Here is a 16043-nt window from a genome sequence, read left to right on the forward strand (position 1 = left end):
TCCGCTAGGGTCGGGTTGTTCAAGACCAACCTGACGGAAAGATCACCGATGACCAATGACATGATGAACGTGCGTTCGCTTGTTGAGAAGAGTGCCGATGCAGATTTGTTGCGTGAGATGATTGGCTTTGCCGCCGAGCGGCTGATGGAGTTGGAGGTCGGCTCGGCTACGGGTGCTGACTTCGGTGTGAAGAACCCCATGCGGCTCACTCAACGCAATGGCTACCGTGACCGCGATTGGGAGACGCGGGCTGGCACCGTCGAGCTTCGCATTCCGAAGCTGCGCAAAGGCAGCTACTTTCCGAGCTTCCTTGAACCGCGCCGCATGGCAGAGAAAGCTCTGACGGCCGTTATCCAGGAAGCGTATATCCAGGGAATCTCGACTCGTTCTGTCGACGACCTGTGGTGGATGCGACCTATCTCAAGGTCCGGCGTGGCGGCCGCATCGTCTCAGTCGCCGTCATTATCGCGGTCGGCGTCAATAACGACGGTCGGCGCGAGGTCCTGGGTATGGAAGTTGGCACCTCGGAGGCCGAACCGATCTGGACGGAATTCCTGCGCAGGCTAACGCGCCGCGGTCTACGCGGGGTGAAGTTGGTTGTCTCTGATGCGCACGAAGGTCTCAAGGCTGCCGTTTCCAAGGTTCTCAATGCCACTTGGCAAAGGTGCCGGGTTCACTTCATGAGGAACGTGCTCGCGCATGCTGGAAAGAGCGGCAGGCGGGTCGTATCCGCCTTCATCGCGACGGCCTTTGCCCAGGAGACCCCGGAGGCAGCAAGCCGCACAATGGCGCAGTGTCGCCGATCAAATCAGGCCGAAAGTGCCGAAGCTTGCCACCATCATGGACGACGCTGAAGAGGACGTGCTCGCCTACATGACCTTCCCGAAAGAGCACCGGGCAAAGCTGCACTCGACGAATCCAATTGAGCGTCTCAACGGCGAAATCAAGCGACGCACCGAGGTCGTCGGCATCTTTCCGAACGACGAAGCCATCGTCCGTCTCGTCGGCGCACTGCTGCTCGAACAGAATGACGAATGGGCCGTTCAACGCGCCAAGTATATGACGCTTGAGACCATGGCCCAAATGAGATGAGCCCCAAATCAGCCTGCCCCGCTGTGGCACGCTGATATCCCCTTCCGACCCATGTCGGGAAAGCACGGCCATCAGCCGCGACCTACACCACCTCCCGGGACACGATCGTATCACCTTGTATTCCGGACTAAACTTATGCCGACAGCGTTGCGATAGAGGGCATTCGGAACCAGCATGCGGCTATTCCGGAAGGTCGGCACTCGCATGACGTCATCTGACCGACATCGTGGGGTTATTCGACAAAAATTGCGAAATGTCCTTGATCCAGTTTCCGCTGTTAGATCTAGTTGTCGCCGGCAGTCCTTCTCCTTCTCTATCATATTTGCTGGAGCGTGCCGCAAGTCCGACAAGAGCTGCGCCTAGGCCAACAGCTCTGTGCTGTCATTGACGGGTTAGGAACACGTCAATGATCAACGAGGCTGGAGCCTTATACCCGGTGTTCCTGCCTCAAATGTAAGGGCATGACGAGTGCCGCCCTTTCCTTCACTTGACCAGGTGGTTTCCGATCGAGGAGCCGCCATCGACCGTCAGAATGCTACCGGTCGCGAACCTCGAACGATCGGACGCAAGAAAAAGCATTGCTTCAGCAATCTCTTCAGCTGTCCCCATCCGATCCATGACGGCACGGGCGTTGAAATCGCTGCGAAGCTTCGCGGGGTCCTTCGCTTCGGCGAAGATTTTCGTGAAGTAAGGAGAGTCGATTGTCCCTGGAGCGACCGCGTTGACACGAATTCCCTCTTTCGCATGATCCATGGCCATCGCGCGCGTCAGCGAAGATATTGCTCCTTTCGATGCTACGTAGGCAGTCCTGTCCGCGATTGCTGAGGTTGCGGTGTAGGAAGTCGTATTGATGATCGAACCTCCGCCGTTCCGTCGCATAACAGGAATGACGTACTTTGAGCAAAGGAAGATCCCTTTGACGTTTACGGACATAATCCGGTCCCAAGTTTCTTCAGGAATGGTCACCACATTCCCCGTCGTTCCGAACCCGGCATTATTGACGAGCACGTCGACCCGGCCCCACTTTGCGGTCGTCTTCTCAACCATGCTTTCCGCGTCCTTGGCGGACGAGACGTCGACGCGAACACCGAAAGCCTTCGAGCCGATCTCGTTCGCCACACGAACCGCGGCGTCTTCATTGACATCAGCAACAACCACATAGGCGCCGTTCTTTGCGAAAAGCTCGGCTGTCGCACGACCAATGCCGCTGCCGCCCCCTGTGACGATACAAACTCTTTGATTCAAATCCATCGACCATCTCCTCATTTTTGGGTGCCTTAGAAGACATTTTAGCAGACAATCTGTCAATTGTGAAAATCCAGTTGACAGATTGTCTGCTGATCTGTTTATCTAGGCTCGATCGAATTTGGCCGTGGGAGGACAATATGGCCGATACCAGCACTGAGGCGCAGTTGACTTTTAAGGCAGCTATGCGTCGGTTCACATCAACCATCTGCTTGATCACGACCGAACTCAACGGGGTCCGTCATGGCATGGCCGCCACCGCGGTCCAGTCGGTTACCGCGGACCCACCAACTGTTCTTGTCTGCATCAACCAATCGGCTTCGGTGAATCAGCCTTTGAAGATCTCCGGGAAGTTCGCCGTGAACATGCTGCATCTTTCACATGCCGATCTTGTGCCGCTGTTCAGTGGGCAATTGAAGGGTGAAGAGCGCTTTCATTACGGCGAGTGGCTGTCTCTCGACGGCATGCCGGTCCTGTCCGATGCGCAGGCGGCGTTTGTCTGCAAGCTAAAAGATGTCGTTCACGTTGGAACGCATGATGTTGTGCTCGGAGAAGTGCTCGAAGCACGGTTCATCGAGTCAATCGCGCCGCTTCTCTACGAAAACGGTCAACTCGTCAGGTCGTCGTCCATCAGTGGATCGGCCGCATAGTAGGTGGCTTTAACCACCAATCACATCACTCATCGAAAGCCCAAGGGCGGCAAGGAGAAAAGCGTGAGCAATATGGCACCCGCAAGAGAAATTCATGGACGTGAAGTCACAGAGCGCTTTGAGCGCGGACTAAAGACCCGGCGCGAAGTCTTGGGGGGGGGCTATGTTGATGCGTCGGTCAGCAAAGCCACCGACTTCAATTGGCCGATGCAAACCCTCGTCACAGAATACTGCTGGGACGCGATTTGGAATCGGCCGGGCCTGGAGCGCAAGCAGCGCAGCATCCTCAATCTCGGGATGATTTCGGCCCTCAATCGTCCGCATGAGCTGAAACTGCATGTTCGCGGAGCAATCAACAACGGTCTTACCAAAGAGGAAATTCGGGAGGTTTTCCTCCAGGTTTCGATTTACTGCGGTGTTCCTGCGGCCATCGACAGCTTCCGCGTGGCAGCGGAAGTTTTCGACGAGATGGGCATCTAGTTATTCAACGCATTTGAGTGGGCTGAGCATCATCCGTTGCCAGCCCGAGGAGGGACTACAGTGACCGCACAAGACGATTTCCGCGCTGCCGGAAACCCAATGTTCAATGATAACAAGCTCAAGCTCGGCGTATTTGGCACGAATTGCTCGAATGCATGCGCGATTACGCTCGCTGAGACAACGTTCGAACCTACCTTCGACCACAACGTCGAGATTGCAAAGAAGCTTGAGGCAGCCGGTTGGGAATGCATGGTGCCGATTGCACGCTGGCGTGGTTTTGGCGGTCCTTCAAACTTCAATGGCGTGAACATGGATACGTTCACCTGGGCGGCCGCTCTCGCGGCGGTCACCACGAAGCTCCAGTTCTTCTCAACGACTCACATTCCGACGCTAAACCCGATTGTTGCAACCAAGATGGCGACAACAATCGATCACATCTCGAAGGGTCGATACGGCCTCAATCTCGTTACCGGCTGGTTCACTCCCGAAATGGAAATGTTCGGAGTTCCTATGATGGAGCACGACACCCGCTATGAATACGCCACTGAATGGATGGATATCGTCGAGACGCTCTGGAAACGCAATGGCGTTACCTTCGAAGGCGAGTTCCTCAAAGTCAAAGACGCCTTCAGTGAACCCAAACCCTACAACAAGGCGGGTCGCCCGCTCCTGATCTGCGCCGGCGCCTCGGGCAAGGGACTGCATTTCACCGCCAAGTTCTGCGACTTCAACTTCGGCTTCATGCAAGACATGGAATCCGGCGCTGCCTGGGTCAAAAAGGTGAAGGACCTGGCGCGTACTGAATATAACCGTGATCTTGGCACATTCACAGCTTGCCCCGTTATCGTTCGCGAAACGGAGAAGGAAGCAAAGGAATACTACGACTACTACGTCAACCAGAAGGGTGACTGGGAGGCATGCGAGAACATCTGTGAAGTTCTGCAGGTGCAATCTCAAAACCATTCTGCCGAAATGTATCAAAAATTCAAGGAACGCTTCGTCGCTGGCTGGGGTGGATACCCGATCGTCGGCAATCCAGAACAAGTCGCCGACAAGCTCGTGGATCTCAGCAATACAGGCGTCAACGGCGCCTTGCTGACAATGGTCGATTACAACGAGGAACTTCCCTTCTTTAACGACCGTGTCATGCCGCTGCTCAAGCAAGCCGGTCTGCGCAACTGAACCAGTCCTCGGGACGGCGATTGCCGTCCCGACACGAACTCTGCCAGATTCTGGCAGGATTTTCGCGGCTGGCGGCCAAAGGGGCCGGCGGTTGAGCGGAACCACAAGGGGAGGAGGCCCTGAATGCTGAAGAAAATCGTTGCAGCGCTTTTTACGCTGTCGAGCCTTTATCACATGAACGGCGTGGCGAAGGCTGACGGCCTCGATTCGTTGCCGCCGGACCAAAAGGCGCTTTACGAGAATATCGATCCCGCCATTCCGCTCGGGGGGACGGTGTACAAAGATTTTGTTCCAAAACGTCCACCGCCGTGGAAAATTGGTTATGCATCCACATATGCCGGTAATACCTGGCGCGCGAACATCCTGGACGAATTCACCAACGTATTGCTTCCGAGATATAAGGAAGCAGGCCTAGTCTCCGATCTAATCGTCACGCAGTCTGACCTCAAAGACGCTGTCCAAATCCAGCAGATGCGGCAGATGGTTGACGACGGTGTTGATGCGATCGTCATTTGCTGCTCGAACATTACCGCACTTAACAAGACCATAGAGTATGCTCATTCGAAAGGCGTGCCAGTCTTCTCAGTCTCGGGCTATGTCACATCACCCTACGCAATCAATGCCACAGAGAATAACACCGACGGTGGCTACAAGGCTGCTGAATGGCTTGCCAAGGAAATCGGTGAAAAAGGCAACGTCCTGATGGTATCGGGCATCCCCGGTTTCGCATCATCGGACAGCTTCGACATCGGCGCGAAGAACGCGTTCGATAAATTCCCCGGTATCAAAATTGTAGGCACGATAGCTGGCAAATGGACCGACCAGGTCGCCCAGGTTGAGGTTCAGAAGTTTCTTGCCACCAATCTTGCTGAGGTTAATGGCATTCTCGTTCAGTCCGCTTCAGAAAACGGTGTCGTGAACGCAGTACAGCAATCCGGCCGCGACATGATGCCTATCGTGCTCGGGGGTGAGGCTTCGGCAGCCTGCTACTGGCGTAAGAACCCTGATTTCATAAGCAAGAGCTTCCATTTCTGGCCGCCGCGGTCTGATGCCCGCCTTGTGTGGGACGTCATGATGCGAACGCTCGAAGGCCAGGGACCAAAGATCCAGTCGATTCTTCGTCCTGCGCTTCCTTACACCATTGATGACGTGAAGGAAGTGCTGAAGGAAGATTGCGATCCCAATTCCACGGATTGGATCGAGCCGAAGAACAACGGCTGGTGGCCTGCAGACGTCGCTGCAAACTACTTCGAACGTCCTGAAGATCCGTTAGCTTGGCGGCCGAAGAAGTAATGAATGTTCTCCGGAAGGAGACCTCCCAGCCTCCCGCGTCGGTTTCTATAATCGGCGCGGGAGGTATCTGCGATTTGATTGGAAATAGTGTGCTGGACTTTCACAGAATTCAACGTTTGCCGCCTTATGTTTTCGAACAGGTCAACCGTTTGAAAGCAAGCGCGCGAGCGGGCGGCGCCGATATCATTGATCTCGGCATGGGAAACCCCGACCTTCCCACTCCTCAGTCGATCGTCGACAAGCTGTGCGAGGTCGTGCAGGATCCGCGCACCCACCGCTATTCCTCCTCCAAGGGCATTCCGGGGCTGCGCCGTGCCCAGGCCGCCTATTATGCCCGCCGTTTCGGTGTCAAGCTCAACCCGGATACCCAGGTGGTCGCCACCTTGGGCTCCAAGGAAGGCTTCGCCAACATGGCGCAGGCGATCACCGCGCCCGGCGACGTGATCCTCTGCCCGAACCCGACCTATCCGATCCACGCCTTCGGTTTCCTGATGGCGGGCGGCGTGATCCGCTCGATGTCGGTTGAGCCGGATGAGAGCTTTTTCCCGCCGCTGGAGCGGGCGGTCCGGCATTCGATCCCGAAGCCGTTGGCGCTGATCCTCAACTATCCGTCGAACCCGACGGCCCTCGTCGCGACGCTCGATTTCTATAAGGACGTCGTCGCCTTCGCCAAGAAGCATGACATCATCGTGCTTTCCGACCTTGCCTATTCCGAGATCTACTTCGACGGCGCTCCGCCGCCATCGGTTCTCGAAGTGCCGGGTGCAATGGATGTGACCGTCGAATTCACCTCGATGTCGAAGACCTTTTCCATGCCCGGCTGGCGCATGGGCTTTGCCGTCGGCAACGAGCGGCTGATCGCGGCGCTCACCCGCGTCAAGTCCTATCTCGACTACGGCGCCTTCACGCCGATCCAGGTGGCCGCGACCCATGCGCTGAACGGCGACGGTTCCGACATTGCGGAGGTTCGCAACGTCTACAAGCGTCGCCGCGACGTCATGGTCGAAAGCTTCGGGAAGGCCGGCTTCGACGTGCCGCCGCCGGCTGCCACCATGTTCGCCTGGGCAAAGATCCCGGAAAAGTTCCGTCATCTCGGTTCGCTGGAGTTTTCCAAGCTGCTGGTCGAGAAGGCCGACGTCGCCGTTGCACCGGGTATCGGCTTCGGCGAAATGGGCGACGACTACGTCCGTCTGGCGCTCGTCGAGAACGAACACCGCATCCGCCAGGCTGCGCGCAACATCAAACGCTGGCTTAGCGGCGACGAGAAATTTGAAATCAACGTAATGAATCAGTGAAAGGATACCCGATGCCAATCTTCGGATCATGCCAATGCAAAGCGGTAACGTACCAGGTTCAGGAAATTGATGGACCCATGTGGAATTGCTTCTGTCAAACATGCCGGAAGTCACACGCCGCTGATCACAATACCGCTGCGAAGGTGAAAAGCGAGCACTTCAAGATCCTTACAGGCCAAGATACGCTTCATAGCTTCGAATCGACGCCTGGAAAGCTGCGGTGGTTTTGTTCGGTATGTGGCTCGCACGTTTATGCGGAGCGGCCGGCCAGCCCGGAGCTCAAAGTCGTTAGAGCCGGCACGTTCGATACCGATCCTGGAAGTGTGCCGATGTCAAACGTATGGGTATCGCATGCGGAACCTTGGCTCGCCCATGATCCATCGAAGGCAAGCTCACCAGAGTTCCCGTAAGTGACCGGGATACTACCTGTCGTAACTGAGGTGGAGCCACGGCGACCGTATATCAAGCGGCAACGCCTCATTCCGTGTCCAGGAGGTTCTAACGCAAACGTGCTGGGTCGGTAAAAGCGGCAGGGATTGCAGACAGTAGGTGCGCTTGCACGGCGAGCCCACCCATTGAGAGAATAAAGTCGTACGAGACAGAAGACTTCTGCGAAGCAATCCAGCCTTCGAGGTTGGGAAATTACGGGTTGTGAGGGCTCAGGACACCGCAGGACTATTTTTGCCCCCACGGGTCCTCAACGACCTCCATTGCGGTGTGAGTGAAAATTGTAAGATTGTCTTATGCGAGAATGTTGGGAGTCCTGTGACATGAAAGTTGTTGTAATAACGGGGAATTTATCGCGCCCCTCGAAAACCCGGGCCGTAGCAGACTTCATGGTGGATCGGGTGCGCGCGTCCGGCAACGAAGCAAGCTGCTGGGACCTTGTCGACCTTCATCCGCACCTTGGGGCAACAGTGTTGCCCTCCAGCGCCGCTGAGATTGTTAAAGCGGCACTCAACGATATTTTGGCTAGTGACGTGCTAGTTGTTGGTAGTCCGGTCTACAAAGCATCTTACACTGGGTTGCTGAAGCATTTATTCGACCTTGTCGACATGAAAGCGCTTAAGGGCCGCTATGTGATCCCTTTTGCAACCGGTAAAGCATCGAGTCACAAGCCGCTCGTCGAAGCCTCGATGGAAGCCTTATTCGACTTTTTCGAAGCGCAAATACATAGCCGTTTCATTTTCGCTCTCGATGAAGATTTTCAGAACGATGCTCTTTCTGAGAACCTGCGCGCGCTTGTCGACAGAGAGCTCGATGCCGCGCGTCGCGCCGTCAGCCCATAATAAGGAGGAGGATTCCATGTCTTTTTCGAGCATAGATGAGGCGATCGAGGCGATCGAAGCGGGCGAGATGGTTATCGTGGTCGACGACGAAAACCGGGAGAATGAAGGCGACCTAGTCGTTGCTGCCGAAAAAATAACAGCTGAGCACATCGCTTTCATGATGAAATATGCGAGAGGCCTTATCTGCGTGCCACTTCCAGCCGAACGTCTCGACAAACTCGAGATCCCCCTGATGGTCACACGTAATTCGGACTCACTGCAGACGGCATTTACCGTTTCCGTCGATTGCAAACACGGCACAACGACAGGGATTTCAGCCGAAGATCGAGCAGCAACCGTCAAGTCGCTCATCGATCCGCAGACGCGGCCGGAAGACCTATCGCGACCGGGTCACATTTTTCCTTTGCGTGCAAATCGTCTCGGTGTCCTGGGCCGTCCTGGCCACACCGAAGCTGCCGTGGATCTTGCACGACTTGCCGGCCTGGCGCCGGCTGGCGTAATCTGCGAGATCGCCAATGACGACGGAACCATGTCTCGACTGCCAGATCTCGAGAAGTTCGCAATCGAACATGGCCTGCACATAGTAACGATCGACGCTTTGATTGAGTACTGCAGGAGTCGTGATACGAGGGTAAAGCGTTACGCGCAGTCCTTTATGCCAACGCGGTTTGGGGATTTCAAGGCAATTGCTTATCGCGATAGTTTGACGGGAACGGAACACTTAGCTTTGACACTTGGCGAGTTGTGCGAGAAGGAAGACGTTCTGGTACGGGTGCATTCTGAATGTCTGACAGGTGAGGCGTTCCGGTCCATGCGATGCGACTGCGGTCAACAGCTCGAAATGGCTCTTCGGGCGGTCCAGTTAGCGGGCGCTGGTTGCGTGATCTACATGCGTGGGCAAGAGGGGCGTGGCATTGGCTTAGGAAACAAAATTGCGGCTTACAGCCTGCAGGATCATGGTCGTGATACTCTTGAGGCAAATCGGGAACTCGGCTTCGCATCTGATTCCCGCGAATATAACGCAGCGGCGGATATCATCCGCGACCTCGGTATCGGCAGCGTTCGGCTTCTGACCAACAATCCTACAAAAATAGAGGCGCTGCGAACGTCAGGCGTCATCGTGTCGTCTCGCCAGAGTCTGATCGCCGCATCTAGCGCGTCCAACATCACTTATTTTAAGACAAAGCGCGATCGGTTTGGCCACCTGTTGGACCAGGACACGTCAGCTGAACACGTCGGCCGGAGCAACGTCTTTTCAGTGTTTGGCGCGCAGGTGTTCTCTGGACCCCTGGGTTAACGGAGCCGCCCTCGCCACTTACCTGCCGGTGATTGTAGGGGGCCGCCTTTGACCGGCAGAGTCCTAGAGCTTTTGCGTGGGCCCTGCCAGCACATCATTCGTGCAGGCCTATCGGAGTGATGTGGCCCGCGATTGCATCGAAAGCAGCGTTCGACCATATCTCGTCTTGAGCACGGCTGTTCCGACGGATCGCATTTAATCGCGGTCCGTCTTGTCTTTCGAAAAGTCTCGCAAAACTAATGCTTCATGCGAAGGATCGGCTTAATGACTTTGCCGCTCTCGGAATCAGCCATCGCCTCGTTGATCTGGTCGAGGTCATAGAACTGAACCAGTTTGTCGAACGGGAAAAGTCCCTGCTGCCAATACTCGATCAACTGCGGGACGAACTCGGACGGAACGCTTTGTCCTTCGACAACGCCGATCAATGTGCGGCCGAAAAGGAAGTTCCCGATATCGATCGTGCCTTCAGTGCCGAGAGCGGACGAGCCAACGAGACCGCATGTTCCCGGCGTACCAAGGCAGTCGACTGCCTGACGGAAAACTCGCGGCGAACTCGTGCATTCCAAGCTGAAATCAACGCCTGCGGGGACGATCTTCCTGATCGCGGCAACGCTGTCCAATTTGCGGGCATTTATCGTGTGCGTCGCCCCGAGTTCGCGCGAAAGTTCCAGCCGTTCATCGTTCAAGTCGATCACGATGATGGTCGCGCATCCGGCGATTTTCGCGGCCATCGTAGCCGCCATGCCAACCGCACCAGCACCGAACACTGCTATTGACGAGCCGGGCTTCGGCTTGAGGCAATTCAGTACCGCGCCAGCACCGGTCTGAAGCCCGCACCCGAGCGGTCCGATCAACTCGAGTGGAACATCCTTTGCAACCTTCACGGCGTTTCGTTCGCTGGCGATGGCGTAGGTTGCAAATGACGACTGCTCGAAGAAGCAGCCACTAATCTGTTTCCCGTGAGAATCATGGATCGGGCAGGTGCCATCCGGACGAGTGCCGCGGAAATTGCGACCGAAGAAGTCCTCGCAGTAGAAAGGTGTACCGGAAAGGCACTTTTCGCACTTGCCGCAATAGGCGTAGCTCAAAGCAACGTGATCACCGGGCACAAGATCTTTAACTGCGCTCCCGACGGCCTCGACGACGCCAGAGCCTTCGTGTCCCAACACAACAGGTTGAGGTACGTCATATCCCTGGTCCCTGACCACCAGGTCGGTATGACATACCCCCGATGCGACGATGCGGACCAAAATCTCGTCTGCACGAGGTTCCTCAATCCCTATGCACTCCAAGATCAAGGGCTTCGCCTTTTCGCGCGAGACCGCCGCATATGCCTGCTTCATGTAACTGTTCCTCCAAGGCTCACAACGCAATTCGCGCGAACGTACTCATCGTCAGACAATCAGTCAATAATTACTCTATTAAATTAGATCAGTTCAACCGGAGCAGGGCTGCATTTTTGCAAAGTCACGAGTGAACGCTGATTTGAAGTGATCAAAGGGTTCCGATGCATGTTCGAAAGGGAGCATGCGTCTTGTCCCGCTTTGGGCTGAAAGATCGGCAGACGAAAATTTAGTAGCAACGTGTGAGGCGAGCCGGATGGCGTCGCTTGCCGACGTCGAGCCGGTTCTGAAGGCTATCGACAGCTTCGAGACACCGGTATTGCCAAGTTCAACCGACTACAAACGATGCTACTGCCAGCCAGGCTTAACAGACAGTACCAACCAGGACGTTAGTCTTCTCGATGATCGAGAGGTCCGACGCAATCCGGTATACAGTTGGCGCGGCGGTCGGTGACTCAATAGCGAGCGTATCCTGGATCGTGAGGCGTTCGATGCCCTGCTTTAGTGACCTGATCGTATTCCCGTGGGCCACCACAAGAACCGATTTCCCTCTCAACAAGGGGGGGAACGCTTCGCTTATCAAAAAGGGCAGAACCCTCGCGCTTATGTCCCGTATGCTTTCTCCCCCAGGTGGTGGAGTGCTGTACGAGCGGCGCCAAACCTGGACAACATCCTGGCCCCACCGCTCACGTGCCACGTTCTTGTTGATGCCGGTGAGCTGTCCGTAGTCGCGTTCGTTCAACTCGGTTCTCCTGATTGGCTCCAGCAGATCGCCGTTGGTTTCGTTCAAAATCGCTCTGCAAGTGTCGACTGTGCGCAAGAGGGCAGAGCTAAACGCAATATCGAACGAGATGCCGAGGTTCGCGAGCAGTGAGCCGGCTCGCCTGCTCTCAGACCAGCCCTCCTGTGTGAGCGGCACGTCGCTCGTACCCGTGAACTCCCCGCGCGCGTTCCCTTCGCTTTGGCCATGCCGGACAATCACCAGAGTGGACATTCATAACCCTCCCATCGATTTAGCGAACACGAATATTGTCGCACTATCGGACAATCCGTCAAGTGCGACTATGTGCAAGTGAAAACAAAACGATGTCGAAAAAACAAACGTCGAAGTTTATATTTATTGACAGATTGTCTGATAGCTCATACCAATGCACTCCGCCGTATTGAGGAGAGTCCGGCACGGCTTGGGAAGGCAAGGCTCTCGCCTTAACAGACAATGCCGCCCAGAGCGGCCGGAGGAGGAATTTTCATGAAGAGACGTACATTTCTACAAGCGAGCGGGGCAATTGCTGTAGCCGGCACGTTCGGAATGCCGGGGATTCTTCGCGCCGACGACGCGATCAGTCTCCTACCTGACACTTGGCCCTCCGAAGGCGCCAACCCAATTGTCGACGCGGGTAAGTTCAAGAAGTCAGGCCCGTGGAAGATCGGACACAGCCACTACGGCCTCGCTGGTTCAACGCATACCTACCAGACGGCGTTTGAAGCCGAATATGAAATAAAAAAGAACAAGGATCGGATCGCTGATTACCAGTTCCGGAGCGCTGATCTCAATGCCTCCAAACAAGTTGCCGATATCGAGGATCTGATCGCCCAGAAGGTCGATGCGATCATCATCGCACCGCTAACCACCGGTTCCGCCGTCGAGGGCATCAAGAAGGCAAAGGCTGCTGGCATTCCAACCGTAGTCTATCTCGGACGCGTCGACACCGAGGAGTTTACGGTTCAGGTCCAGGGCGACGACTTCTATTTCGGGCGCGTGATGGCTCAGTTCCTCGTCGACAAGCTTGGCAACAAGGGCAAGGTATGGGTTCTGCGTGGCGTCGCCGGGCATCCCATCGATGCAGATCGTTATGCAGGCGCCATGGAAGTCTTCAGCAAGTCTGGACTTCAGATCACGTCGACCCAGCACGGAAGCTGGTCTTATGAGGACTCAAAGAAGATCGCCGAAAGCTTGTATCTCTCCGACCCAGATGTCGCGGGCATCTGGACCGATGGAGCCAACATGTCTCTTGGCGTTTTGGATGCCTTGCAGGAGGCTGGCGCCTCAACGATCCCGCCAATCACGGGCGAAGCACTTAACGGCTGGATGCGTCGTTGGAATGACGAAAAACTTTCCTCGATCGGTCCGATTTGCCCACCCGCTCTGTCTACTGCCGCGCTACGGGCCGCCTTCGCCTTGCTGGATGGGAAGCCGATTCAGCGTAACTGGACGAACCGCCCCAAGCCGATCACCGACGAGACGCTCTCCCAGTTCTATCGCGCAGATCTCACTGATGCGTACTGGGCGCCGACCGAAATGCCGAACGAAAAGCTCCTTGATTATTTCAAGGCTTGATGAACTACGGGCACGATCACTCGTGCCCGTATCCCTGTCGAAGATGGAAATTCCCATGAGCACGCTTGTCGAGATGGTCGGCATCAACAAATCGTTTGGTTTCACGAAAGTCCTTTCGGACGTTCGCTTTTCCCTGGAACGTGGCTCCGTGCACGCTCTGATGGGGGAAAACGGCGCGGGGAAGTCCACCCTGATGCGTATTCTGGCGGGGGTATATCAGCCGGGCGCAGGAAGTGTTCGGCTCCGCGGGGAGGAAGTCAATTTCCGTTCCCCTAAGGAGGCACGGTTGGCGGGAGTGTCGACGGTGTTTCAGGAGTTTACCCTGATCCCCAATCTCACCGTTGCTGAGAACATGTTCCTGGGCCACGAACCTCGTCGCATTGACGGTTCGATCGATAGCGTCGAGGTAGTGAAACGCGCTCGCGCTTTGCTGGCTGACGTATTTCCACAGCTCGACGCAACCGCGATCGTCGAGACACTGACTGTCGCGCAGCAGCAGGCAGTAGAGATCGCGAAGGGACTTACGTCGAACGCGGACGTATTCATCTTCGACGAGCCAACGGCGGCGTTGAACTCGACCGATGTCGCGCATCTTTTCAAGGTTATCCGCGACCTTAAGGCTCAACATAAGGCTGTCGTCTACATCTCTCATCGCATGAATGAAGTCTTCGAACTATGCGACACCATCACCGTCATGAAAGATGGCGCTTGGGTAAGGACTGCAAGAGCGCAGGACTTCAACTTGCAAACGCTGGTAGCGACAATGGTTGGTCGCGAACTTCAGAACTTCTTTCCGCCGCGCTCGCAGGCCACCGGAGCGGCAATGCTGGAGGTTTCGGACTTGCGCCTCGACGACAGCAGCTCGACAGTCACTTTCGTTGTCAGAAAAGGTGAAATCATCGGGCTGGCAGGGCTCGAAGGACAGGGCCAGCGAGAGATAATGCGTGCCATTGTGGGCGTTGAATCGCCAAAGGCCATCGCCGTGTGGCGTGCCGGCCCCGACAACAGCATGCACGTGGTGAATGTAGGGTCAGGGTTCGCTCGCGCGGTCGCATCAGGAATCGGTTTTATCCCTGAGGACAGGAAGCAGGAAGGGCTGTTCCTGCGCCTGCCTATCTACGACAACATCGCGCTGGGAAAACAGCTCAATCGGAATATGGCAAGCGTTGCGTGGCGATCGGTGTCGAGGGTCCGCGAGGTGATCAAGTCGTTACGAGTTGCGGCCGCCGATCCCAATGCGCCCGTAGGTAAACTCTCGGGCGGGAATCAGCAGAAGGTGCTGCTGGGCCGCTGGTTGCTCTCCGGAGTGGACATCCTCGTTATTGAGGAGCCCACGCGCGGCGTCGACGTCGGTGCAAAGGCAGAGATTTACAGATTGCTGCGGGACTTCAGTGATCGTGGCGGTGCGGTCGTGGTTTCGTCGCGCGAGCACGCTGAGCTTATAGGGCTCTGCGACAGCATTTTGGTCGTTCATGACAGGAAGATCGTCGGGCAGATGTCCGCAGAGGGGGCGACCGAGGAAAGAATCCTCGAGACTGCGCTGGGGGCGAGTGCGTCACCGGATCCCCGTGCTGCGGTGCATTGAGGAGGATAACTTATGAATTCATTTGCCAGTCGCCTGAAGCTCCCTTATCGCGCGGGAGCGATCGGGCTTTCCATTGGAACGCTCCTGGTGATGGTTGTCGCCTCGGTAATATTATTGCCGGACTTCATGGATCCGGAGAATTTGTCTAATCTCCTGGCGCAATCGACGGTGCTCGTCATCTCGGCTCTCGGTCAGACGTTCGTCATTCTCACTGGCGGCCTCGACGTGTCGGTTGGGTCCGTCATCAGTCTAACGACGACGATCATGACGCTTGATCTTCCTGAGATAACCCGCGTGCTTATCTGCATCGCGGTGGCGATGGGGTTCGGAGTAGCGAACGGTTACGGTGTCGCGCGCCTCAATGTACATCCAATCATCATGACGCTGACAACAATGGGCATCGGCCAAGGTATCGCGTTGATCATTTTGCCAATCCCAGGCGGGCGCGTGCCGGAGTGGCTTTCCGGCTCGGTAGCCGGATCCATCGGCCCCGTACCTAACTCATTGTTTTGGTTGATCACGGCATCGCTCTTCGCATCCTGGATTCTCTATCGTCGTCCCTTCGGCCTCTACCTCTTCGCTTCCGGCGGCAATGACTTCAACGCACGGATGAACGGTGTTCCCGTCGAGCGCACCATCATCAAAGCGTATGTTCTTTCTGCTCTATTCGCATGCGCTGCGGGGATGTTTCTTGCAGGTCGCCTTGCATCGGGTGATCCTAAGGGCGGCGCTTCATTCGGGATTGAGTCTGTAACGGCTGCAGCATTGGGTGGGGTCCACCTCGCCGGGGGCATCGGAAGCATTGTGGGAACCGTCGTTGGCGCGGCGATCCTCGGGACAGTGAATAATGTGATGAATCTGGCCAACGTCTCTGCATTTCTTCAGTCGGTCGTCAAGGGTGTGTTGCTTCTCGTACTCGTCGTTTCGCAGCGACGCAAAACAATCGGACTTTGA

14 protein-coding genes and 1 pseudogene are annotated in these 16043 nt (G+C 56.0%); 12 read left to right on the forward strand and 3 right to left on the reverse strand.

Annotation, left to right across the window (positions count from 1 at the left end):
* Positions 1–48 precede the first annotated feature (48 nt).
* Positions 49–1086 (forward strand): annotated as a pseudogene (locus tag K6M89_RS27495) (IS256 family transposase); the annotation flags it as partial.
* 489 nt (positions 1087–1575) lie between these two features.
* Here K6M89_RS27495 and K6M89_RS27500 read toward each other — a convergent pair.
* A complete protein-coding gene (locus tag K6M89_RS27500) occupies positions 1576–2343 on the reverse strand; it encodes an SDR family oxidoreductase (protein ID WP_004671535.1) in 768 nt (255 codons plus the stop codon).
* A 134-nt stretch (positions 2344–2477) separates the two neighbouring features.
* Here K6M89_RS27500 and K6M89_RS27505 point away from each other — a divergent pair, with 134 nt between their 5' ends.
* The 8 genes from K6M89_RS27505 to K6M89_RS27540 all read left to right on the forward strand — a co-directional run bounded on the left by K6M89_RS27505 (position 2478) and on the right by K6M89_RS27540 (position 9823).
* Positions 2478–2987 carry a flavin reductase family protein gene (locus K6M89_RS27505; RefSeq protein ID WP_004671533.1) on the forward strand — a complete coding sequence of 170 codons (510 nt, stop codon included), beginning with the start codon at positions 2478–2480 and terminating at the stop codon, positions 2985–2987.
* Positions 2988–3059: 72 nt separating this feature from the next.
* The gene (locus tag K6M89_RS27510; RefSeq protein WP_004671531.1) at positions 3060–3467 is read left to right on the forward strand and encodes a carboxymuconolactone decarboxylase family protein; all 408 of its coding nucleotides are present in this window, start codon (positions 3060–3062) and stop codon (positions 3465–3467) included.
* Positions 3468–3527: 60 nt separating this feature from the next.
* The gene (locus K6M89_RS27515) at positions 3528–4649 is read left to right on the forward strand and encodes an LLM class flavin-dependent oxidoreductase (protein ID WP_011053356.1); all 1122 of its coding nucleotides are present in this window, start codon (positions 3528–3530) and stop codon (positions 4647–4649) included.
* Between the two features lie 123 nt (positions 4650–4772).
* The gene (locus K6M89_RS27520; protein WP_004671529.1) at positions 4773–5942 is read left to right on the forward strand and encodes an ABC transporter substrate-binding protein; all 1170 of its coding nucleotides are present in this window, start codon (positions 4773–4775) and stop codon (positions 5940–5942) included.
* Positions 5942–7237, forward strand: a complete 1296-nt coding sequence (locus K6M89_RS27525; protein WP_011053357.1) for an LL-diaminopimelate aminotransferase — start codon at positions 5942–5944, stop codon at positions 7235–7237. The genes K6M89_RS27520 and K6M89_RS27525 overlap by 1 nt, the downstream gene beginning before the upstream one ends.
* Before the next feature lie 11 nt (positions 7238–7248).
* Positions 7249–7647: a GFA family protein gene (locus K6M89_RS27530; RefSeq protein WP_010029274.1), complete on the forward strand. Its 399-nt coding sequence runs from the start codon at positions 7249–7251 to the stop codon at positions 7645–7647.
* Positions 7648–8007: 360 nt separating this feature from the next.
* Positions 8008–8526 carry an NAD(P)H-dependent oxidoreductase gene (locus K6M89_RS27535; RefSeq protein ID WP_004671524.1) on the forward strand — a complete coding sequence of 173 codons (519 nt, stop codon included), beginning with the start codon at positions 8008–8010 and terminating at the stop codon, positions 8524–8526.
* A gap of 16 nt (positions 8527–8542) precedes the next feature.
* Entirely contained in the window at positions 8543–9823 is a 1281-nt protein-coding gene (locus tag K6M89_RS27540) for a bifunctional 3,4-dihydroxy-2-butanone-4-phosphate synthase/GTP cyclohydrolase II (protein WP_004671523.1), read from the forward strand.
* A 236-nt stretch (positions 9824–10059) separates the two neighbouring features.
* Here K6M89_RS27540 and K6M89_RS27545 read toward each other — a convergent pair whose 3' ends face one another.
* A complete protein-coding gene (locus tag K6M89_RS27545) occupies positions 10060–11166 on the reverse strand; it encodes an NAD(P)-dependent alcohol dehydrogenase (RefSeq protein ID WP_004671520.1) in 1107 nt (368 codons plus the stop codon).
* A gap of 364 nt (positions 11167–11530) precedes the next feature.
* Positions 11531–12160, reverse strand: a complete 630-nt coding sequence (locus K6M89_RS27550; protein ID WP_004671516.1) for a 2,3-bisphosphoglycerate-dependent phosphoglycerate mutase — start codon at positions 12158–12160, stop codon at positions 11531–11533.
* A gap of 255 nt (positions 12161–12415) precedes the next feature.
* Between K6M89_RS27550 and K6M89_RS27555 the strand changes: the two genes are divergently transcribed.
* The 3 genes from K6M89_RS27555 to K6M89_RS27565 are packed head-to-tail and all read left to right on the forward strand — an operon-like array spanning position 12416 to position 16043.
* Positions 12416–13504, forward strand: a complete 1089-nt coding sequence (locus tag K6M89_RS27555; RefSeq protein WP_004671515.1) for a substrate-binding domain-containing protein — start codon at positions 12416–12418, stop codon at positions 13502–13504.
* A 55-nt stretch (positions 13505–13559) separates the two neighbouring features.
* The gene (locus K6M89_RS27560; protein ID WP_004671513.1) at positions 13560–15089 is read left to right on the forward strand and encodes a sugar ABC transporter ATP-binding protein; all 1530 of its coding nucleotides are present in this window, start codon (positions 13560–13562) and stop codon (positions 15087–15089) included.
* Positions 15090–15101: 12 nt separating this feature from the next.
* Positions 15102–16043 carry an ABC transporter permease gene (locus K6M89_RS27565; protein WP_004671512.1) on the forward strand — a complete coding sequence of 314 codons (942 nt, stop codon included), beginning with the start codon at positions 15102–15104 and terminating at the stop codon, positions 16041–16043.

It is taken from the genome of Rhizobium croatiense (genome assembly GCF_019793465.1).
GTDB classification, from domain to species: domain Bacteria; phylum Pseudomonadota; class Alphaproteobacteria; order Rhizobiales; family Rhizobiaceae; genus Rhizobium; species Rhizobium croatiense.